The sequence below is a fragment of the Sorangium sp. So ce124 genome (assembly GCF_051525235.1).
Taxonomy (GTDB): domain Bacteria; phylum Myxococcota_A; class Polyangia; order Polyangiales; family Polyangiaceae; genus Sorangium; species Sorangium atrum.
The window spans coordinates 11937723-11959110 of the sequence record NZ_CP150312.1; the positions used below are offsets into that span (position 1 = coordinate 11937723).

A 21388-nucleotide genomic window follows, 5' to 3' on the forward strand; every position below is an offset into this window, starting at 1 on the left:
GGCGCCGGCGTCTCGCTCGGCCGCGTCGCGCGTCAGCTCGCTGCGCCGGCTCCTCCCGGCCCGCCTGCCGGCGCGCGCCCCTGCGGCTCCTGCGGTGCAGCCCCGGCCTCTCCCGCCGCGCCGCCGCGCGCGCCGCGACCCGCCTCCGCCCGCCGCTCCTCGCGCTGGCGAGCCACCTCGGCGTCCCGTTGCTCGTACGCCACGATGATCCGCTGCACGAGCGGGTGGCGCACGACGTCGACCTCGGTGAACGAGCAGATCGCAATCCCCTCGATCCCCGCGAGCAGCTCGCGCGCCTCCGCGAGGCCGCTGCGCGCGCCGTGCGGGAGATCGACCTGCGTGACGTCGCCCGTCACCACGGCACGGGAGGCGTAGCCGAGGCGGGTGAGGAACATGCGCATCTGGTCGCTCGTCGCGTTCTGCGCCTCGTCGAGGATGACGAAGCAATCGTTGAGCGTGCGGCCGCGCATGAAGGCCAGCGGGGCGACCTCGATCTGACCGCGCGTCACGAGGCCTTGCGCCTTGTCCGCATCCATCATGTCATGGAGCGCGTCGTAGAGCGGGCGCAGGTAAGGATTCACCTTCTCGGCGAGATCGCCGGGGAGGAAGCCGAGCCGCTCTCCCGCCTCGACGGCGGGGCGGGTCAGGATGATCCGCTTCACGCGGCGCTCGAGAAGCGCGTGGACCGCCATCGCCATCGCGAGGTAGGTCTTGCCCGTCCCCGCCGGCCCGATCCCGAAGGTCATGTCGTGCGATCGGATCGCCTGGATGTAGCGCTTCTGCGCCAGCCCCTTCGCCGAGATAGGGCGGCGGCGCGCCGAGATGAGGACGACGTCCTCGAACAGCTCCCGCAAGGTCATCCCGGGATCGTCCCGGAGCGCCTGCACGCCGCGCACGTAGTCCTGGGGATCGAGGACCACGCCGCTCCTCAACATCTGCGCGGCCTCTGCCAGGCACCGCTCGGCGAGCGCGACCTTGTCGGCGTCCCCGGCGAGCCGGATCGTGTTGCCTCGGACGCCCGACTCGATGCCAAGAGTGCGCGCAATGAGCTTGAGATGCTCGTTCCCCGGCCCTGCGAGGGCCACCAAGGTGCTGTTGTCGAGCACCTCGACATCCGCCGTGATCCGCACGCTGGTCGTCATCCCGTGATCCTTCCCCGCCGCTGCCCCGACGCTCCGCCGCCGGCACGCGCTGCCATTCCATGAGCAGGACCTTGACGCGGCTCACATCTCGCTCGAATGTCGCGGTCGCTCGCCGTATGGCCTACACAGAATCGTAACGTCCTGGTCATATTTTCGCGTTGTAGTGCGTGCGAGATCCGGCGAGCGGGCGAGCCGCACACAGGGAGAACTGCATGAGGTTAGCTACATCGGCGCTGCTGGGCATGACTGTTACGCTGTCGGGCCTTTCGGCGCTAGCACAGCCTGGACCCCAGGGCCCAGCGCAACCTGCCCCGGCGCCGCCTCCGGCCGCTGCCCCGGCGGCTCCTGCCGGCGCGGTTCCGCCCGCTGCCGCTGCCGCTCCGGCCCCCGCGCCGCCGCCCGACGCGGCGCCGCCCGCAGAGCCGCTGCCGCCCCCTGGAGCGGAGCCGACCGCCGCGCCGCCGCCGCCTCCGCCTGCGCAGGTGTTCGCGCCGACCGCCGAGGCCGCCGTCGTGAAAGAAGAGCAGCAGCCGCTCGCCGGCTGGCACGGCGGCTTCTTCCTCCGGGACGCCAACGACAACTTCCGGCTCTACCCGAAGGGGAGGCTGAACTTCGACTTCGCCAGCAGCTTCGGCGCCGGCGTGTCGGACGTGTCGGCGACGGGCGGTGGGAGCGCGCTCAAGCCGCGCTTCTTCATTCGCCGCGCGCGGCTCGAGGTGGCCGGCGAGTTCCTGAAGAGGTTTTCCTTCGATGTCGACGTCGACTTCGGCGGCCAGGGGCTCGGGAACGCCAACGGCCGGACCGAGAACGCCGCCGGCCCGGCCGGGCAACCGCCGACGGCCGAGAGCGCGCGCTTCGCGCCTGTCGAGAGCACCACCGCGAACGCCGTGCTCGCCGACGCCTGGATCAATTACTCGGTCATGCCCGCGCTCAACTTCCTGTTCGGGCAGCACCAGGCGTTCTTCTCGATGGATAACCAGACGAGCGACAACAGCACGACGTTCATGGAGCGCAACATCGCGACCCGGAGCTTCGCCTACCCCGAGGGCAAGGACATCGGCCTGACGATCTGGGGCGACGTCGCTGACAGGATGGTCGTCTACGGCGTCAGCGTGGTCGGCGGCGACGGGCAGAACCGGCCGGGCGTCGACAGCCAGTTCGATTTCATCGGCCGCGTGGCCGCGCGCCCGTTCGCGAGCGACAAGAAGGGGTTGCTCGCGAAGGCGCAGATCGGCGTCAGCGCGCGCTATGGCGACCGCGACCAGAAGTACGTGGGCTACGACTATGCGCCCATCAGGACGGGGCAGGGCTACACGCTCTGGGGCGCCGGCTACACGGACTCGCTGAAGCGCCCGATCCACGTCATCCCGTCGGCCACGCAGGCCGCGATCGGCGGCGAGCTCCGGCTGCCCATCAAGATGGTCGAGCTCCGGGCCGAGGCGTACTACGTCGCGAACGAGACGCGCGAGGGCGTTGAGGGCTTTCAGCTCACCAACACCGAACGGCTCGGGCAGGTGAAGGGGCTCGGCTGGTACGTGCAGCTCTCGGCGTGGCCGGTCGGCGACGCCTTCGTCAGCGGCGATCCCGGGTTCAGCCCGCGCCCCACGAAGGTCGATCTGACGAAGGAGCTCGAGAAGCCGAAGTCGGGGCTCGAGGTGGCGGCGCTCCTCGCGGGGATCAACGCGACGTACGACGGCGCGTCCCGCGGGGGTGCGTACGACGAGAAGACGCCGGGCGCCGAGGGGGGGCCGGGCACCGACCTCAACGTCATGCAGATCGGCCTCGCCGCGAACTACTGGTACACGAAAAACGTGCGGCTCGGCGTGAATTACAGCGCCTACCTGACGCCCGGCAGCGGCTCCAGCGAGAACCTCCTCCGGGTGCCAGGCAATACGGTGACGCCCGCCAATCCGGACGCGCACGCGCTGCACGAGCTCGGCGCCAGGGTCAGCATGTCGTTCTGACGCGTCCCCGCCCCACCGCGGCCGGCGTCCCGGCCGCGCCCTTCATCCTTTTGCCCTCCAACGATCCGCGCCGCGGGCGCTCCCCGCGGCGCGCCGGCGGCGCGGGAGCCCCGCGGCGAGCTCGCGCGCCTCAATTTTGGCCCAGGACAGCGTGGCGGGGTACCCGTCGGGCCATGCGCGACATGCGTCAGTGGATCGCCGTCGGTGCAGCCGTGGGGCTCGTGGCCGTGACCCTCCCCATGCTGCGCGAGCACGACGTCCAGCTCGGAGGGCTGCTCGCCAAGAAGACGACCGCCGGGGGCCCGACGATCACGCGGACCGTGACGCCGCCGCCGCTCACGGACCTCGATCTGACGCGCATCGACGACCGGAGGACCCCGCCCACGGCGCCGGCGCACGGCGACCGCGTCGCGGAGCTGACCATCGACCCGATGTACCAGCGGGCGGCGCTCGGCTTCCTGCGGGCAGGCCAGGTCCCGGAGGGCGCGGTCGTCATGACCGATATCCGTACCGGGAAGGTGCTGGTCTGGGCGAGCTACGTGAACGAGGGGGCGATGCACGACGTCGCCGCGGAAGCCACCGCGCCGTCGGCGAGCGTCTTCAAGGTCGTGACCGGCACCGCCCTCGTCGAGGCCGGCCTGAGCCCGAACACCAAGCAGTGTTATTCGGGCGGCGAGCACTCGATCCGGCCTGCGGACCTGGTCGACAACAAGCGTCGCGACAAGTACTGCGCGACGCTCGCGCAGGCGATGGGCCGGAGCATCAACACGGTGTTCGCGCGGCTCGCCGGGAAGAACCTCGACCGCGAGAAGCTCGGCGCCGTGGCCGAGAAGCTCGGCTGGGGGCAGGACACGCCGTTCGACGTGAAGGTCGCGACGAGCACGATCTCGCTCCCGGAAGACGAGCTCGGCTTCGCGCGGACCGCGGCGGGCTTCTGGAACACGACGCTGTCGCCGTTCCAGGGGGCGAACCTGGCGACCACGGTCGCCAACGGCGGCGAGATGATCCGGCTCCACGTCGTGTCGAGCGTCAAGGACGAGGTCGGCGACATCTACCAGGGCCCGAGCGAGCGCCAGGTGCTCAAGCGGGTGATGGACGAGAGCACGGCCAACGCGGTGACCGCGATGATGGAGGCGACGGTCGATAACGGCACGAGCTACCGTTCGTTCCATGATCGCAACGGCCGCCCCTACCTCCCGGATATCCGCGTCGCGGGCAAGACGGGCACGCTCACGAAGCCGACGCCCGAGGGGCCCTTCTACACCTGGTTCGTCGGGTTCGCGCCGAGCCGCAAGCCGGAGGTCGCCATCTCCGTGATGGTCGCCAACAGCGCGAAATGGCGCGTGAAGGCGACGAACGTCGCATGCGATATGCTCCGCACCTACTTCGCCGACAAGGGCGCGCCCGGCGTGAGCGATCCGAACAACCGGACCGGCGCGACAGCCCAGCGCCGCTGACGCGGAGCTGACGAGCCGCCGAGCCGCAGCGCGCCAGGCCACTCGCGGTGCGCCGCGCTGCGCAGATGCACCTGAACGCCGCGCCGTGCCCCCGGGCAAGGTCCACGCGGCCGACGAGACCGCGCGCATTGTCGGCCCGTCAGGCAGACCACCGCGCAGCCTGCACGAGGCCTCCGCAAGGCGGAAATCGTTCATCGCGATTTCCGCCCTCACCACGATCCGGCGATGACGGTGCGCAACGGACCGCTGTGCCTGTCTGGCGGCCGACAGGTTTGCAGGATCATCGTACACGCCGCGGCGGCGATCGATTCATGGAAACTTTCCGCTCGGGGGCCCGGCCCCTCCGGCTGGCCGTCCTCGGTGCGAAGGTCCGGGCCGCTCCGATGCAGCCGGACACCCTGGGCCAGGGTGGGACCTAGTTGCGAGAGGCGCTGCTTGTGCAGCTTGTGCTCGGCCGAGATCTGCGTGCTAGCATCTCTGTTGTGCAGGTTGTGCTCCGCAAGCTCGGCCGGGGATCACGCGCAGTCGTTGGCCGGCTCGTCCGTGCACCACGGAAAGGCTCGGTCATCGTCATCGAGTTCTCCGACGGAATGCATGAATACGTCACGACGCCGGTCAAGCGCGTGCTGCGCCTCGCCGGGCGCGAGGTCTTCTACATAGAGACCGTAAACTCCCGGTACCGCCTCGAGGTGCGCGGCCGCGAAGTCGCGCTGGACGGCGCGGTCGGCGGCTGAGCCCTGGCGGGTGCGGCTCAGGCAGCGTGGATCCTGCGCGAACGTTGCGGATCCTTCGGATCCTTCGGAACGAGCGCGTGGCTCTGATGTGACGGATGTGACGGATGTGGCCGCGGACCACGCGGCCGAAGGCGGGGAGGCGGAGGTCGCGGACGTCGACACCTGACGGCGGCGCGATGCACTGCACACTCGTCTAGCACGAGAACTGCATCTCCGCGCGCATTGCCCCTTGCGCTTCCATTCGCTCTTGGGCAGAGTCCCGCTCCCTTTGAGGGGCCCCGCGGTAGGCCATCCACCGGTGCAGGATGGGGCTCGCCCGGCGAGCTGTCGTCATGATGCCGCGCCCCCGACCGTGAGGAGATTGAAGCAGATGGGCAAGCGCGATCGCCGCCAGTCGATGAAGATGAGGCGCCGCAAGGCGCAGGCTGCCAAGAAGGAGCGCGCCAAGCGCAGCAAGCTGGCGAAGGCCCCGACGGAGGTCGCTGGCAAGGCCAAGAAGCCCCGCGCTCCCAAGAGCGCCGCTCCTGCGAGCCCTTCGCCGGCTGCTTGATGGAGTGCGAGGCGCGGTCGATCGACCGCGCACCGCGTACCGCCCGTCGCATCCCCGCGCTGTTGCGATTTCGGCGCTCACCGAGGCCGCGCACGCCGGCGTCGTGCTCGACCGCGCGCGTCCCGCTGCGCGCGGCCGCACACCTCGTCCGCGGCGGCGCTCACTCGTCGCGAATCACACGCGTGTGGAGGCTCCGGCCGGGCTGCCGGACCATGTCGGTCGCGCTCGCCGAATCGCCAGCCCCGCTCTGCGTGGGCCGGGGCGCCTCGGGCGGGGGCTCGCCGAGGAGCCCAGTGTCGCCCTCTCTTCGCTCCTCGCCGATAAGCTCCCAATGGCCCCGTTCGTCGCGCCAGCGCTGCGCCACCCGGGTGCTGCGGACCGTGGCCTCGTCGTCCCGTAGCCAGAGGACGTCGAGGTAGACCTCGGCTTCATCGCGCTGGGTCATCTCGAAGCCGCCGAACTCCACGTCGACGACCCGGAGGCGGGTGCCCCATCCGGCGTGACGATTCATGAAATCCTGGCGCGCGCTCGAGCCGACGCGCTCGAGCGCGACATCCATGCGGCCGAACCGGGCAGCCGTGTTCATCTCGAGCGCCGCTTCGGTGAGGCGCTGGGAGTTGCTCGGGGCGATGCCGCAGCTGGCGAGGGGCAAGAGGCTCAGGGCGAGGAGGACGCGGCGCATGCCGATCACCCTCGGCGAAGCGGTCGGCGCGGGCAAAATTTCCAGCAGGCGCGCGGCGCTCAGAACGAGTTCGTCGCGACGAAGTAGAACTGACCGCCAGGGATCGCGAGATCGCTCAGGCCATAAGCGTACCCGAAGCGCATCTGCGAGGAGAGGACGTACCCGAGGTTCAAGCTCAGCCACAGCTCGCCGCCGACCGAGGCGTGCAGCTGGGGCGAGTAGAGCAGGCTCTTCTGCGTGAAGAGGGCGAGCTCGTCCATCTCGAAGCGGTTGAATGCGCCGCCGTGGTCGAGGAAGAGGCTCGCGTCGATGCGGCGCAGGTAGATCGGCAGCGTCACGAGGCCGCGGTCGGGCTGCAGGACGGGCACGCGGTACTCGAACGTCTGCGAGAAATAGGAGCGGCCGAACATCGCGCCCGGCGCGTAGCCACGGAGCGTGAACGAGCTATTCGTGACCCCGGTGAGCAATGTGTCGACGAGGGTGAGGTTCTCGAGATCGTACCCGCCCACGCCATAGTTGGCGCCCCGGGGGAAGTTACCGCCCGACACCGCCCCGGCGACGCGAAACGCGAGGGTGTGATCGCCTGACCAGGGCATGGCGACGTAGGCGGTGAGGCCCGTCGAGAACGCGTAGGACGTATAGCTGCTGCCCGTCTCCGGGCCGGCGTAATCGAGGCCAGCGTTCAGCGACACCCCGCGCGGCGCGCCTGCGGCGTCGATCGAGCCCTCGGCGTTCGAGAATGCGTAGCCGAGGTGCGCGAGGTTCAGCGTGCCCCGCGGCGGGAGGATGGTCCGGGGCGCATACGGGTCGAGCTTGTCGCCGATGGGGAGCTGCCCCTTGAACGCGGCGCTGCCGAACGACGCGCTCAGGGTATGCCGCGAGAACTCGCCGCGGATCGGATAGCTGACGCCCGAGGAGATCCCGATCGTCCGCTCGTCGTAGACGACGTTTCGGCCGTTGATGCGGTAGCCGCCGCGCGGAGAGATGTTGTGGTACGCGCGGATGCCGAGATCGACAGGCAGCCGGCCGTAGTTGTACCCGAGCAGGACGTTCGGGGCCGGCGCGTCCGGCTGCACGGTGAGCTCGCCGAAGATCGTGTGGCGACCGACGATGTCGGTGCCGGTCACGCTCACCGTGAGCGCGTTCGAGCCATAGCTCCCGGGCGCGTAGTCGAGCGTGATCGCGCGCGGCGCGAGCGTGGGAAGCGGGTTGTAAGGAACGCGCTCGAGCCGCGCTGCGGAAGGCTCGGCGGCGGGATCGGGGCGATCGCCGGGGGGCGGCGGCGCCGGGAGGAAGCGCGCCGGATCGAGCGGCATGGCGAAGAGGTCGTGGCCCCGAGAGGTATATCCAACATAGACAAGCGTCTTGCCATCGGGGCTGATCGCCGGGTGCAAGGCCCCGAGTCTCACGTTCGTGACCTGGCGCAGCGCGCCGGACGAGACGTCGTAGGCGTAGACGTTGTGGATGCCGGTGCGATCGGAGGTGAAATAGAGCGTCTCGCCGTCGGGCGACCAGACGGGGTTCATGTCGGTCGCGCGATCGCGGGTCACCTGTCGGAAGCTGCCGGTGGCGACGTCCACCACGCGGATGTCGCGATAGCCCCCGGCGGTCCAGACGCTGTACGCGAGGCGCTTGCCGTCGGGCGAGAACGACGGGGAGTAGGCCTGCTCGAAGCGGGCGCTCGGGACGAGATCGCGCCGCTCGGACAGGGCCCCATCCCTGGAGAGCCGCGCGATCTCCAGGTAGCGGGTGCCCTTGCTGTTGAGGGAGAAGGCGACGAGATCTCCGGTCGGGCTCACGTCCGGGGCCGAGGATCGGAGGCCTTGCGTCAACCGGCGGCGCGAGGGCTCGTCGCCGTCCGGCGCCGCCTCGCCGCGCGGGAGCAGGACCAGATCGTTTCGGTAGTAGTGGTTGCGCCACGGCAGGAGCGCCGTGAAGACCAGGTCACCCGCCGGCGTGAACGCCGGTCGCGAGGGCGCGTTGGTGCGCGCGACCAGCGCTTCGCGGCGCTCGCTCCCTGGCGCGGGCGCGGCGAGGGAGACGCGGTAGATACCGGGGCGCTCCCTGCCGTCGTCGCGGAAGTAGACGATCTCGTCTGCATCGGTCCGGCGCGCGGCGGGCGGAACGAACCGCGGGTAGAGCGCCGTGCGCCCGTGGTAGGTGAGCCGCGCGCCCTCGCGGAGCCCGCGCACCTCGACGGCCGCCATCTGCTCCCGGTAGAGCTGGCGGAGGTGGTCCTTCCAGCCCTCGTACAGCTCGACGTAGGTCCTGCCGGTCACGCGGCGGATGGCGCGGTTGATCCCCCACGGGATGAGCGACGCCCCGTAGTCGGCGGAGACGGCGCGCATCGTGTTGGGCCCGTAGACGTCGATGATCCAGCCCAGGAACCTCGATCCGTAGAGATACCAGAGGTTGCCCTGCGGCCAGCGGAACGCGGAGCTCGAGATCTGGTCGAGCCCCGCGATGTTGTCCTCGAGCACGTCGGCGCGCAGGTACATGTCGAACATGCTCGAGCGCATCCGGCCACCACTCGAGTGGTGGCTCTCGCTCACCACGGCGAGCCCCTCGATGATCCACCGCGGCTGCACCTGGTTCGGCGAGAACGTCTTGCCAACGATCGCGTTCAGGATCGCCGGGATCCCTGACGTGTTGTCGATGTGCGCGATGTGCGTGAACTCGTGCGTGAGGAGATCGAGGTACCAGTCGTCGTAGTCGCCGAGCGTCGACAGGTCGTCCGGACCGGACGCGAGGAGGTGGATCGAGTTGTAGGGGAGCGTGCCGGCCGACCCGTTCGCCATCTCGGAGTCGTCGGTGATCAGGATCTCCGTGCGGCCCTGCGGGGCGTAGCCGAGCGCATCCTCGACGCGCCCGTAGATCGTCTCGGCGAGCGAGGCGATGCGCGCCGCGATGGGCTCGAGGCCCTGCGGATGGTGCACGCGGAAGTGGGCGGTCTCGAACGTCCAGAAGGCGAGATCGGGGTCGCCCGTCGCCCGGGCCGGCCGCGGCGCGAGGAGCAGCAGCGCCGCGAGGGCGACGGCAGAGAGGACGGACGCTGCGCGGTGGAGCGGCCGGCTCGCTCGCGAGCCGGCGCGCGCGGGAGAGGAGTTCACCAAGATCGATGCGGCGTGGCGACCTCAGAGGTCGTCGTAGAAGAGCGGCTCCCTGTTGCGCGTGAACCGAGACACGAGCTGCCGGCCCTCCGCCGAGATCTGCGTGATCCTGGCGCCGAAGCCTGGCTCGGCCGAGTCCCTCGATCCGCCGGCCTCGCGCGTCCACCGGACCGCGGCCTGCGCGGTGAACTCGTAGTTGCCCGGCAGGCGGACACGCAGGGTCACGACGGAGCCCGTCGGCGGGATCTTGTAGGTCGCGACGAAGATGCCCCCGTGCTCGATGACGTCGTTGCCTGCCAGTCCCTTGTAAAAATTCGACGGCGTCAGAGCGCCGAGCTCGACATCGACGACCGCGGCAGGCGTGCGGTGGTCGACGGGCTGCGGCATGGCCTGGGGCGGCGGAGCGCCGCGCGGGTCCGCTGCCGGGTGCGATGCGGCCGGGTAAGCGGGTGACGCGGGCGCCGGCGCGCGCCGCGGCTGCTGCGGCGAGGGCAGCGTGTGCTGGGCGGGCGCAGCCACGGCGACCGCGAGCACAGGCGCGACCGGCGCTGGCGAGGCCACCGCTGCAGGTGCAGCCGCGAACGGCGCGGGCGAGGCCACCGCTGCAGGTGCAGGCACGAACGGCGCTGGCACGAACGGCGCTGGCACGGGCGCAGGTGCGATCGGCGCTGGCGCGGCCACCGCCACAGGCGCAACCGGCGCTGGCGCGGCCACCGCCACCACGGGCGCCGGCGCGATCGGCGCTGGGCCAACCGGCGCTGACGCGGCCACCGCCACAGGTGCAGGCGCAACCGGCGCTGGCGCGGCCGCCGCCACGGGCGCACGCGGCTGCGCGGAGGCGCCGGCGGCCTGCGCCCTGCTCAGCGCGTTGACCTTGCTCAGCGAGGAGGCGACGTGCTCCATCAGCACGTCCACCACCGGATCGGCCGCGGTGATCCTCTGCAGACGGTTCAGGACGTCGCGCACATGGCCGAGCGCGATCTCGCTGCCGTCGAGGGCCTGGCCCCCGGAGCGCTCGATGCGGTGCATGATGCCCATCGCCTGCGCTATCGGCTCGGCGAGCGCCTCGATCTCAGGCGACACCCCCCCGTTCGACTGGAGCGCATTGAGCGCCGCGGCGAGCAGTTCGCGGGCGCTTTTCGCAAGCTGCGCGGGTTCCGACATGAATCCTCCGAGGGGCGCATCCTACGCGGTCGCGCGCGCGTAGGCTCAGGATTCGATGGCCGCGAGCCGGCCAGGCGACCCCGCCGGCCGCCAAACGCCCCTGCCGGCGGTCACCCGCGCGACGCCCCCGACGCCACGAGGGCCGCGAGCTCATCCACCGACGCCGGCTCTCCGTCGATCTCCCCCTCCAGCAGCGCGACGGCCGTGTCGCCGGTCCGCACCAGGACCACCCCGCCCTCGACAACCGCCTCGCCGGGCGCAAGCGCTTCGGGGAAGCTCGCCGCCGGCGCGGCCCGCAGGACGATGACGCAGGCGCCCTCGATCTCGGTCCACGCGCCCGGGGCCGGCGCGAGGGCGCGGACGTGCCGGAGGACGCGCTCCGTCGGCCAGGACCAGCAGATGGCGCACGCCTCGTCGCCAGGCGCAGGCGCCTGCGTCGCGAGCGCCGGATCCTGGGCGACCCCCGCCACCTCCTCGCCGCGCGCGAACCGGGCGACCGTGCGCCGCAGGACCCGGAGGCTCGGCCGGTCGAGCGCCCGGGCGAGCTGCCACGCGGTCCACCCCGGATCGATGGGGAGCCTCTCCTGTTCAAGGATGTCGCCGGTGTCGTACTCCGCCTCGATCCGGTGCGCCGTGACGCCGCTCTCGGCGTCCCCCGAGGCGATCGCCCAGTAGGTGGGATCCGGCCCGCGATGACGGGGGAGCAGCGAGGGGTGCACGCCGATCCCGCCGAGCCGCGCCGCCTTCACGAGCGACATCGGCAGGCGCGTGGTCCAGAACCAGCTCACAAGGAGATCGGGCGCGAGCGCCTCGACGCGCGACGCGAGCTCCGGGCGCTCGACGTCGGGACGCAGCAGGAGGCGCGAGCCGAAGATCCGGCGGGCCCGGCGGAGCCCCACGGCGTCGGCGCGGCTGATCGCGGCGAGGGCGATCTCGTGACCGTCGCCGTGGAGCAGCAACGCCGCCAGCGGGAGGCCAAAAAAGGCGACCCGCAGCGGGCGCTCGCCCGAGCGTCGGCCGAAAAGTTTTCCGTGTGCGAGCAGGCTGATAGGTGAAGGCTCCGATGGCGGCGCCCCCTCTGCAAGGCTCATTTCGTCCGGCGCTCCGGCCCGGCCACCGCTACGACGCGTCCGCCGCGCGCCGGCCGATCCTCGTCTTCGAGGACGTCTACAAATCGTACCGCGCCGATCAGCCGGTGCTGCGCGGGATGTCGCTCTCGATCGAGCGCGGCGAGTTCGTGTTCATCACGGGCCCGAGCGGCTCGGGCAAGAGCACGCTCCTCCGCCTCGTGCACCGCACCGAGCGCGTCGACGATGGCCGGATCCTGTTCCTCGGCCGGGACATCGCGCGCCTGACCGACGCGTCGATCCCCGCGCTCCGGCGCAACATCGGCTTCGTTTTCCAGGACTTCAAGCTGGTCCCGAGCTGGACCGTGTTCGACAACGTGGCGATCACGCTGGAGGTGCTCGGCCTCCCGTCGCGCCTGCTGCGGACCCGGGTCGGCGAGGCGCTCGAGCGCGTCGGCCTGGCGGGGCGCGGCGGCGACCGGGCGCAGGTGCTGAGCGGCGGCGAGCAGCAGCGCGTCTCGATCGCGCGGGCGATCGTCGGGGAGCCGACGCTGATCCTGGCGGACGAGCCGACGGGCAACCTCGACCCGCAGCTCGCGATCGATCTGCTCGGGCTGTTCGAGGACATCCACGAGACCGGCACGACCGTCCTGTTCGCGACGCACGATCGGACGCTGCTCGACGTGCGCCCCCGGCGCGTGGTCGTGCTCGACGACGGGAAGGCGACCGACGTGCCGCACGGCCTCGGGTCCGGCGGCGAGTTCGTGGACGGCGGCGACGAGGACGAGATGGATAGCGGCGTGCGCGGCGCAGCGTAGCGCCGAGGGCTCCGCCTCACGAGACGGATAGAGGGAACCGGATGCAGACCAGCGAGCGTGACGATCGGCGGAGATGGCTTCGCACCTGGCGGGCAGGGAGGAGCGATTGGCGGCTGCAGGCGCTGTCGATCTTCTCGCTCGCGGTCGCGTTCGTATGCCTCGCGTCGGCCCTCCTCGTGGTCACGAACCTCATGGCGGTGCGCGATCGCTGGTCGCGCGCCGGCCGCGCCACGGTCTACCTGCGCGACAGCGCGACCGAGGCGCAGACCGCGGAGCTGACCCGCGCGCTCGAGGGCACCGAGGGCGTCAAGAAGGTGCGGCTCGTGACGAGCGCCGAGGCGCGCCGCGAGGTGGTGCACGACGACGGCGACAAGGCCCTCGCCGCGCTTCCGCCGAGCGCGTTCCCCGCGTCCCTCGAGGTCGGCTTCACCGAGGAGGTCTCCGACGAGGCGCTCGCCTCGATGACGGTGAAGCTGCGCGCCCTGCCGGCCGTGGACACGGTGGAGACGTACCAGCGCTGGACGGAGCGGCTGTCGTCCCTCCTCAGCGGCGGCGTCGCCGCGAGCGCGTGCCTCGCCGCGATCGTCCTCTGCGCGGTCGTGAGCGTCATCGGCTCGACGATGCGCCTGCTCTTGCATCGCCGGAAGATCGAGGTCGAGGTGCTGAAGCTGGTCGGCGCGACCGACGGCTTCGTGCGCCGGCCGTTCATCGTCGAGGGCGCCACGCAGGGCGCGGCCGGCGCGGCCGGCGCGCTGCTCGTGCTGGGCGGCCTGTTCATGATGGTGCGCGGCCGCTTCGATCACGAGCTCGCCAACCTGCTCGGCATCTCGCCGTCGTTCCTGCCCTGGGAGGTCGCGTTCGGGATGGTCACCCTCGGCGCCGCGCTCGGCGCCACGACCGCGCTGCTCACGCTGCGCAAGATGGTGGCCGTGTGAGGCGCCGCATCCGGCTCGCGCCGCTCGCGCTGGCGCTCCTCACCGGCGCCGCGACGAGCGGCGCCGCGGTGCCGGCGGCCGACGCCCCGGCGCCCACGTCCGCCTTGGCGGCCAGGGCCCCGGCTCCGGCGGCGCGCCCGGGCTCCGCGCTGGCCGAGAACGATCTCGATCGCCTGCTCGCGAAGCTCGACGCCGAGGAGAAGGCGCTGCGCGCGGAGCTCGACGCGATCGGCCCCGCGCTGGAGCTCACCCGCCGCCGGATGATCGCGCGCGGGCGCGCGTACTACCGCCACGTCCGCGCCGGCTTCCTCCCGGTGGGCGGCGGGTTCGACGCGCTGGTGGACCACGCCGCCCGCGTGGAGCGCACCCGGCTCGCCCTCGAGCGCGACCTCGCCCGCGAGGCGGAGCTGACCCGGCGCAGCGCCGAGCTCGCGGACCGGCTCACGCACCTCGGAGCGGAGCGCGCGCCCCTCGAGGTGCACCGCGAGGCGATGAACCGCGCCCGGGTCGCGCTGGCCCAGGAGGAGGAGCGCCGCGCCGCGTTCTCGCGCGCGTTCGAGACGAGCGTGCGCCCCGACTACCTCGCGATCTACGGCGCGGACACCGGGCCCGCCGAGCCCGATCGCCGCGCCGGCTTCCGCTCGCTCATGGGGCGGCTCCCCTTCCCGATCGCCGGCCGCGCTGAGGTGCGCAAGGTGTCGCGCCGCGGCGCTGGCGGCCCCGGCGTCGAGCTCACCGCGCTGGACGGCGCGCCGGTCCGCAGCGTGGCGGCGGGGCGGGTGGCCTTCGCCGACACGTACGCGGATTACGGGCTCACCGTGATCGTCGATCACGGCGAGCGGCTCTACTCGGTGTACGCGAACCTCGGCGCCGCGGACGTGCGCGCCGGCGATCAGCTCCCGGGCGGGGCGCGGGTTGGCACGGTCGCGAGCGGAGCAGGCGGCGCGAAGCTCTACTTCGAGCTGAGGCGCGGCGCCGAGGTGATCGACCCGGGTCCCTGGTTCGGGATGTAGCGGCGCGGGCCCGCAGGGCTCCTCGCCCGCCGCCGCGAGGCGAGCCCGCGCGACGCGCGAAGTGTGCTAAGGCGGCCGCGTGAATCGCCCTGACGGCCGCGCCCTCGATGTCCACCGCCCCGTGGAGATGATCCTCGGGTTCCACCGCAATGCAGAGGGATCCGTCCTCTACCGCGCCGGGAGGACGGTCGTGCTCTGCACGGCGTCGGTCGAGCCCACGGTGCCCGCCTGGATGATGGGCAAGGGCGCGGGCTGGCTCACGGCCGAGTACCAGATGCACCCGCGGTCGAGCCCGACCCGCAGGGAGCCGCGCGACGGGCGGGGCAAGGCCCCGAGCGGGCGCACGCAGGAGATCCAGCGGCTCATCGGCCGCGCGCTCCGCGCGGCGATCGATCTCAAGCAGCTCGGCGAGCAGACGATCGCGATCGACTGCGATGTCCTCGAGGCGGACGGGGGCACGCGGACCGCGTCGATCACCGCCGGGTTCGTGGCGCTCGCGCTGGCGCTCGACCGGATGCGCGCGGCCGGGTCGCTCGAGGCGCCGGTGCTCCGCGATCAGGTGGCGGCGATCAGCGTGGGCCACCTCCCGGGCGGGCTCGCGCTCGACCTCGTCTACACCGAGGACAGCTCGGCGCGCGTCGACATGAACGTCGTGGCGACGGCGGTCGGCTCGATCGTCGAGGTCCAGGCGACGGCCGAGGACGAGGCCATCCCCCGGGCGGAGCTCGATCGCATGACCGACCTCGCGCTCGCGGGCGTGGCGTCGCTCGCGAGCGCGCAGCACCGGGCGCTGTCGAGCGCCGGCGTCGAACTCTCCGCCCTATTCCAGACGGATCGCTGGAGGGTCGCGTGAGCCGGGAGCCGCTGCGCCTGCTCGCCGCGACGTCGAACCGAGGAAAGCTCGTGGAGCTGCGCTCGCTGCTCTCCGACCTCCCGATCGAGGTTCTCTCGCTCGCGGAGGTGCTCCCGGGCGCGCCGCCGGTGGTCGAGGACGGCGCGACGTTCCTGGACAACGCGCTCCTCAAGGTGCGCGCCGGGGCGCACCGGTCGGCGATGGTGACGCTCGCCGAGGACTCGGGGCTCGAGGTGGACGCGCTCGGCGGCCGGCCTGGCGTCCGGTCCGCCCGCTTCGCGAGGGAAGGCGCGACCGACGCGGAGAACAACGAGGCGCTGCTCGCGGCGCTCGCGGACGTCGCGGACGACCGGCGCCAGGCGCGCTTCCGCTGCGTGATGGTGCTGCTCGATCCGCGGTCCGAGGCGCAGCCCATCGTGACCGAAGGGCGCTGCGAGGGGCGGATCGGCAGGCAACCCAGGGGCGCGGGCGGCTTCGGATACGATCCGCTGTTCGTCGTGGAGGACTACGGACGGACGATGGCCGAGCTCGACGAGGCCGAGAAGAACCTCGTGAGCCACCGCGGCAAGGCCGCACGGGCGATGCGCTCCTCGCTCGAGGCGCTGGTCGCGCGACGGTAAGCGACGGTAGGACGACAGGCGCGGCGACGCCGGACGGCGGTTGACCCCGTCCGGGACCGCTTGTAATCGCGACCGGAGGCACCCAAGTACTGCCCGGTGATCGGATCCCCTGATGAAGCAGGACTGGAAGGCCGTCGGAAGCTACGGGACCGTCGGTCTCGAGGTGGTGCTGTGCATGCTGGTCGGCCTGTTCATCGGCCGCTGGCTCGACGGGAAGCTCGGGACCGATCCGTACCTCTCGGTGCTCTGGTTCTTCTTCGGGATCGGCGCCGCCGGCAAGGCGGTCTTCCGGGCGTGGAAGGAAATGCAGGCCGTGGCCGAGCGCGAGGAGCGCGAGCAGGGGAACCCTGCGCCGAGGTTCGACGACCGGAAGACACGGCAGGACGAGCGCGCTCCGGACGACGACCGCCGGACAGGCTCGAGCGACGACGTCCGCGATCCCGACGGGCTGCAGGACGCGAAGGGGAACGATGAGCGCTGAGCGAAGGCCCGGTACGCCCGGGGGCGACCCGCCCCACGAGGAGCCCGACGCGGAGGAGCGGCCCGGCGTCGGGGACGCCACGATGCGGTCTGTGCTCCGCTGGGTCGCCGGCACGGCCGCGGTCTTGTCCGTGGCCGCGCTGCTCGCGTACGGCGTGCGCGCGGCGCTCGGCGTGTGCATCGGAGGCGCCATCGCGACGGCGAACCTGTACGTCTTCGCGCGCATCGTCGACGCGTTCCTCTCGCGCCGGGGCCACACGGTGTCGTGGACGCTGATCGCGATGATCAAGCTCACCGGACTGATGGGCGGCGTGTGGCTCATCCTGAAGAGCGAGACGGTCTCGGGCGTCGCCTTGATGGTCGGCTACGCCTCGCTCGTCGTCGGTATCAGCCTGGGGACGCTGTTCGGACCGAAGCCCCCGGAGGACGGAAGCCCGCCGGGCGCTCACGGCTGAGCTCCCGCCGGAACCGGCGCCGCCGAGGGCGACCCGCGCCGCGTGACGAGACTTGGCGCGCTGCAGGGTGCCCACCGTAAACGAGTTGTGGTAGAGGCGAGGCCCCTCGCCCGAGGGCGAATTCCCACAAGGCTCGCCAGCGCTCGCGGCCGTACCGGCACAGCCGCGCGGCTGCCGGCGCGGCGCATCGACGACGAAAGCCATGCCTGAGCACACAGGGTTCCTCACGTACCTCCTGGCGCAGCTCCCCGGACTCCGGGAGAACGCTCGCAACATCGGCAAGACGTTCATCAATCACCACACGGTGGACTACCGCGGGACCGAGCCGATCTTCATGAGCCTGCTGATCATGGTGCTGTTCGTGCTCCTCGCCAGCGAGGTCCGCGGCCAGTACCGGCGCCTGAACGAGTCGGTGATCCCGGAGGACAAGCTCACGCTGCGCACGTTCTTCGAGGCGTTCTTCGGCTACTTCTACGGGATGGCCCGGGACGTGATGGGGCCCGCGAACGCGAAGCGGTACTTCCCGCTCATCGGGGGCTCGGCCGCGTTCATCTTCTTCTCGAACGCGTCGGCGCTCATCCCCGGAGTGAACCCGCCGACCTCGAACCTGAACATCACGATCGGGTGCGCGGTCGTGGTGTTCGTCCTGTTCAATTACTACGGGCTGAAGGAGAACGGCTGGAGCTACCTCGCTCACCTCGCCGGGCCGAAGTGGTACCTGGCGCCGCTCATCTTCCCCATCGAGGTCATCTCCACCTGCGTCCGCCCGGTCACGCTCTCGATCCGGCTCATGCTCAACATCGGCGTCGATCACCTCGTGGCGAGCATCTTCCTGGGGCTCGTCGCGCTGTTCGTCCCGGTGCCCCTGATGTTCCTGGCGATCATCGTCATCGTCGTGCAGACGCTGGTGTTCTGCCTGCTGAGCTGCATCTACATCGGGCTCGCGACCGAGAAGGCAGACCACCACTGACCGCTTCGCCTGACCGCCTGGTCAGCCGCCCACCGGCGCCGCGGAGAATGGCGCTGGAGGTGAAGAGAAGGCTAGCCAGCCCTCGAAAATCGGATTAGAGGGGCCCCGCTGTCGATGGGTTGCCCCACGAGGTGGTGGTTCGCGGAAGCGCGGCCCCTACCGAGCAGTAGCAGAGGTCCCTGGAGCGATCCCCGGATCTCGATGGGGGACCGCCCCGCGGCCCCCGACCCACGCAGATGTTTCGCATGCAGCCCCGCGGGCTGTGTGGCTTGAAAGGAGCAGATTCGGATGTCGCTGAAGAGCAAGCTGTCGCTGTCCGCCGTTGTCGGCACTGCGCTGGTACTGGTTCCCGCTATGGCGCTGGCGCAGGATGGCGCGGCGTCGAACAAGTACGACGCGAACTCGTGGCTCGCCGTCGCTGCCGGATTCGCGATCGGCATCGCTGCCCTCGGCGGCACCATGGGCCAGGGGCGCGCGGCAGCCGCCGCCCTGGAGGGCATCTCCCGGAACCCGGGCGCCGCTGCCCGGATCCAGACCCCGATGATCCTCGGCCTGGCGCTCATCGAGTCGCTCGTGCTCCTCTCCTGGGTCATCGCGTTCTTCCTCCAGGGCAAGATCGCCCCCTGAGCCAGCGCTCGCCGCCCCGTCGGGGCCGGCTCCGCTGCTCCTTCCCGCCCCCCTCACAACTACCCCGACGGGCCTCGCGCCTGCCGCTACCTCACGCGCACGACGGTGCCCGGCTCGTGCGCCGTGGGGAGGACGGCCGTCCAGCCGGCGGGGAGCCGGGGCGACGTCCACCAGAACAGCCGCTGCGCATCGAGCGGAGCCAGGTTCACGCAGCCGTGGCTCCGCACCTGGCCGAACGAGCGATGCCAGAACGCGCCGTGAAGCCCGATCCCCTTCGAGAAGTACTGGACGTAGGGGACGTCCTCGATCCGGTAGTACCGCTCGGCGGCCTCGTCCTCGAGGTTGTCCATGTCCGAGGTGAGCAGCTTGGCCCAGATCCGGAAGGTGCCGGCGGGCGTCGCGCGCTGCGACCCGGGCGCGCCCTTGCCGGTCGAGACCAGCGTCGCGAACACGGGGCGACGCCCCTCGTAGGCGACGAGCGTCTGCGTCGAGCGCTCGACGTCGATCCAGCGCTCACCCGCCTCGACGTCGACCTCGGGCGGCGGCGCCACCGCCGGGCGCCGGAGATCGCGGGTCGAGATCCACGCCGCGACGTCGCCCTCGGCGATCCGCGCGAGCTTCCCCGAGGCGCCCTGCGCCTCCTCCAGATAGGGGACCACCTCGAACCGCACCTTGCTCTCCTCGGTCCGCGTGAAGCCCGCCCCCGTCCGCGTGTAGAGCGGAGCCCGCTCCGACACGACCCACGCGGTCGCGATCTCGGCAGCGCCCGGCGCGACGTCCACCCCGTGGAACGCGAACGCGCGCACCGGACCGAGATCTCGCATCGGCAACCAGAAGCCGCTGTTCGTGCGGCCGTACCGGGCGCCTCCCTCGATCCGCTCCTCGACGATCGCCACCGCGAAGCCGGGCTCGAGCTGCGCGTCCGGCGCGTCGATGTCGGCCGCCTCGGCCCGCCGATAGCCGAAGGTCCCGTCGGGGCCGACGAAGTAGTAGCGGTACGGGAGCCCATCCGGCATCTCGCGCCACGTCCGCACCAGCGGGCTGATCGGAGCCGCGGCGGAGAGCTCGACGGCGTCGTCACAGACCCAGGCCGCGGCGCCCACCTCGAGCCAGCGCCCGAGGCATCCGCCGGCGCGCCTGGCCGCAAAGATGGGCAGCTGCACGTTGCGATCGACGGAGCCGCGCCGGCGCGCGCCCTCGCCGGGGGCGTCGAACAGCGGCTGGTCGCGCTTGAGCACCCGCGCGCTCCTGACCGACGCCGGCAGCGGGGCGTCGCCCGCCGAGACCCACGGCGGCAGCTGCGAAGCGAGGACCGCTCCGCCCCAGATCGCCACGCCGAGGCCGACCACCGCGGCGCCGCCGCGCAGCGCGCCCCGGCGCGCTCGTCGCAGCGCGCCCCGGCGCCGTTCCTGCGGGCCGAGCTCGGCGCCTCCACGCTTGGTCATCCTGCAGCGGGATCCTAAGCCCTCGCCTGCGCTCCAGCCAAACTCCCGCCTGCGCGCCTGCGGTCGGCGGGTTCAGCGGTAGGAGAAGCGCACTTCGTGATCGCAGATCCGGAAGAGATCGCCCTCGACGATGGCCTTCCGGGCGATGCGCTGGCCGTTGTACTCGACGCCGTTCGTCGAGCCCATGTCGACCATGTAGTACTGGCCGTTCAGGAACTCGACCATGGCGTGCTGGCGCGACACGTTCGGGTCCTTGATCGTCAGATCGCTCGACTGCTTGCCGCGCCCGATGATGAACCGATCCTTGTTCACAACGAACCGCTGCCCCGCGTAGAACGCGGCGAGCGTCGGGCCGACGGGCACCTGATTCGGCATCCCCATGGCCATCGGCGGCGGCCCCGACACGCTGCTGGATGCCTGCGGCGGAGCGATGTACGGCGGCGGCGACAGCGGGGGCGCGAGGGGCGGCGCCACCGGCGGTCCCATCGGCGAGGCGTAGCCGGCGGCGTTGCTCATCGGCGGAGGCGGCGGGGGCCCCGAGCGGCTCGCCGCGGCGCCCGGGAGGCTCTGGCGGCCGCCGGGGTTCGTGACCTGCGACGGGAGCGGCGGCGGCGCGCCGAGGCGCGTCACGCTGGTCGGCGGAGGCGGTGGGCCGCCGACGCGACCCGGGACGGGCGGCGGCACGGGCAGGCTGGGCCGCTTGCCGCCCGCGTTGCTGCTGCCGGGGGGCGGCGGGGGCGGCGGCGGCGCGCCCGCACGGACCTGCCCCGGAGGCGGTGGAGGGGGCGTGATCGCCGGGACCGGCGTCGGCCCTGGCCCGACGGGCGTCACGCCGTACGGCGACGGCGCGCCATACGCAGGCGCCCCGGCCGAAGCGCCGTAGGGCATCCCCGCTGCGGGCTGCTGCTGCAAGCCTCCCAGCGGCGGCGCCGAGCCGGACGCCGCCAGCCCGGGCGGCTGGGGCGTCGCGAGGGGAGGTGGCGCGCTGGCCTGATGAGCGTGCGGGACCGCCATGTGCCCGGAGGGGGGCACCGCGTCGCCCCTGGCGGGCGGCGGGAACGGCGTGCGCGGGCTGTAGCTTCGCTGCCGCGCGTACTGCTTCATCGACTCATTGATGAGGTAGTCGATGGAGCACTCGAGCTCGCGCGCCATCTGCTCGAACGTCTCCCAAAGGACATCGCGACACTGGAACGTCCGTGCGCTTTTCTTGTTCGGATCCGCGCTCATCTCTACCCAACGATAATGGAGGATGAATTGCGCTGGGAAGCCTCCTCCCGGCCTCTTCCCTGCAAGCAACTGACG

Annotated in this window: 20 protein-coding genes; 13 read left to right on the forward strand and 7 right to left on the reverse strand. The window is 71.8% G+C overall.

Going from position 1 to position 21388, the window contains the following annotated elements; translation table 11 throughout:
* Positions 1–32: 32 nt before the first annotated feature.
* Positions 33–1142, reverse strand: a complete 1110-nt coding sequence (locus WMF19_RS44805) for a PhoH family protein (protein ID WP_437895953.1) — start codon at positions 1140–1142, stop codon at positions 33–35.
* A gap of 212 nt (positions 1143–1354) precedes the next feature.
* On the opposite strand from WMF19_RS44805, the gene WMF19_RS44810 reads away from it, so the two are divergent.
* From WMF19_RS44810 to WMF19_RS44825, 4 genes are all read left to right on the forward strand, one after another.
* Positions 1355–3106 (forward strand): porin, encoded by a 1752-nt coding sequence (locus WMF19_RS44810; RefSeq protein WP_437895954.1) that lies wholly within the window; start codon positions 1355–1357, stop codon positions 3104–3106.
* Positions 3107–3279: 173 nt separating this feature from the next.
* Positions 3280–4563: a penicillin-binding transpeptidase domain-containing protein gene (locus tag WMF19_RS44815; RefSeq protein ID WP_437895955.1), complete on the forward strand. Its 1284-nt coding sequence runs from the start codon at positions 3280–3282 to the stop codon at positions 4561–4563.
* Between the two features lie 437 nt (positions 4564–5000).
* A complete protein-coding gene (locus tag WMF19_RS44820) occupies positions 5001–5297 on the forward strand; it encodes a hypothetical protein (protein WP_148314458.1) in 297 nt (98 codons plus the stop codon).
* 370 nt (positions 5298–5667) lie between these two features.
* Positions 5668–5847, forward strand: a complete 180-nt coding sequence (locus WMF19_RS44825; RefSeq protein WP_272102111.1) for a hypothetical protein — start codon at positions 5668–5670, stop codon at positions 5845–5847.
* A 160-nt stretch (positions 5848–6007) separates the two neighbouring features.
* On the opposite strand, the gene WMF19_RS44830 is transcribed toward WMF19_RS44825, so the two are convergent.
* From WMF19_RS44830 to WMF19_RS44845, 4 genes are all read right to left on the reverse strand, one after another.
* Positions 6008–6529 carry a hypothetical protein gene (locus tag WMF19_RS44830; RefSeq protein WP_437895956.1) on the reverse strand — a complete coding sequence of 174 codons (522 nt, stop codon included), beginning with the start codon at positions 6527–6529 and terminating at the stop codon, positions 6008–6010.
* 59 nt (positions 6530–6588) lie between these two features.
* Positions 6589–9639, reverse strand: coding sequence for a BamA/TamA family outer membrane protein (locus WMF19_RS44835; protein ID WP_437895957.1), 3051 nt, complete (start codon positions 9637–9639; stop codon positions 6589–6591).
* Positions 9640–9663: 24 nt separating this feature from the next.
* Positions 9664–10803: a hypothetical protein gene (locus WMF19_RS44840; RefSeq protein ID WP_437895958.1), complete on the reverse strand. Its 1140-nt coding sequence runs from the start codon at positions 10801–10803 to the stop codon at positions 9664–9666.
* A gap of 110 nt (positions 10804–10913) precedes the next feature.
* Complete coding sequence (locus WMF19_RS44845) at positions 10914–11762, reverse strand: methionyl-tRNA formyltransferase (RefSeq protein WP_437895959.1); 849 nt, start codon at positions 11760–11762, stop codon at positions 10914–10916.
* A gap of 104 nt (positions 11763–11866) precedes the next feature.
* Between WMF19_RS44845 and WMF19_RS44850 the strand changes: the two genes are divergently transcribed.
* From WMF19_RS44850 to WMF19_RS44890, 9 genes are all read left to right on the forward strand, one after another.
* Entirely contained in the window at positions 11867–12688 is an 822-nt protein-coding gene (locus WMF19_RS44850; RefSeq protein ID WP_272102106.1) for a cell division ATP-binding protein FtsE, read from the forward strand.
* Positions 12689–12729: 41 nt separating this feature from the next.
* The gene (locus WMF19_RS44855; RefSeq protein WP_272102105.1) at positions 12730–13623 is read left to right on the forward strand and encodes a cell division protein FtsX; all 894 of its coding nucleotides are present in this window, start codon (positions 12730–12732) and stop codon (positions 13621–13623) included.
* On the forward strand, positions 13620–14636 hold the full coding sequence (locus WMF19_RS44860) for a murein hydrolase activator EnvC family protein (protein WP_437895960.1): 1017 nt from the start codon (positions 13620–13622) through the stop codon (positions 14634–14636). The genes WMF19_RS44855 and WMF19_RS44860 overlap by 4 nt, the downstream gene beginning before the upstream one ends.
* Before the next feature lie 79 nt (positions 14637–14715).
* Positions 14716–15489 carry a ribonuclease PH gene (rph, locus tag WMF19_RS44865; protein WP_437895961.1) on the forward strand — a complete coding sequence of 258 codons (774 nt, stop codon included), beginning with the start codon at positions 14716–14718 and terminating at the stop codon, positions 15487–15489.
* Complete coding sequence (gene rdgB, locus WMF19_RS44870) at positions 15486–16109, forward strand: RdgB/HAM1 family non-canonical purine NTP pyrophosphatase (protein WP_437325735.1); 624 nt, start codon at positions 15486–15488, stop codon at positions 16107–16109. Before rph ends, rdgB begins: the two co-directional genes overlap by 4 nt.
* Positions 16110–16221: 112 nt before the next feature.
* Positions 16222–16590 carry an AtpZ/AtpI family protein gene (locus WMF19_RS44875; RefSeq protein ID WP_437325736.1) on the forward strand — a complete coding sequence of 123 codons (369 nt, stop codon included), beginning with the start codon at positions 16222–16224 and terminating at the stop codon, positions 16588–16590.
* The gene (locus WMF19_RS44880; RefSeq protein WP_437895962.1) at positions 16580–17044 is read left to right on the forward strand and encodes an ATP synthase subunit I; all 465 of its coding nucleotides are present in this window, start codon (positions 16580–16582) and stop codon (positions 17042–17044) included. The genes WMF19_RS44875 and WMF19_RS44880 overlap by 11 nt, the downstream gene beginning before the upstream one ends.
* A 202-nt stretch (positions 17045–17246) precedes the next feature.
* Positions 17247–18014: a F0F1 ATP synthase subunit A gene (gene atpB, locus WMF19_RS44885; protein ID WP_437895963.1), complete on the forward strand. Its 768-nt coding sequence runs from the start codon at positions 17247–17249 to the stop codon at positions 18012–18014.
* Between the two features lie 288 nt (positions 18015–18302).
* A complete protein-coding gene (locus WMF19_RS44890) occupies positions 18303–18641 on the forward strand; it encodes an ATP synthase F0 subunit C (protein ID WP_012240589.1) in 339 nt (112 codons plus the stop codon).
* 86 nt (positions 18642–18727) lie between these two features.
* On the opposite strand, the gene WMF19_RS44895 is transcribed toward WMF19_RS44890, so the two are convergent.
* Positions 18728–20086, reverse strand: coding sequence for a L,D-transpeptidase (locus WMF19_RS44895; protein WP_437895964.1), 1359 nt, complete (start codon positions 20084–20086; stop codon positions 18728–18730).
* 72 nt (positions 20087–20158) lie between these two features.
* Positions 20159–21313, reverse strand: coding sequence for an FHA domain-containing protein (locus WMF19_RS44900; protein ID WP_437895965.1), 1155 nt, complete (start codon positions 21311–21313; stop codon positions 20159–20161).
* Between the last annotated feature and the right edge of the window lie 75 nt (positions 21314–21388).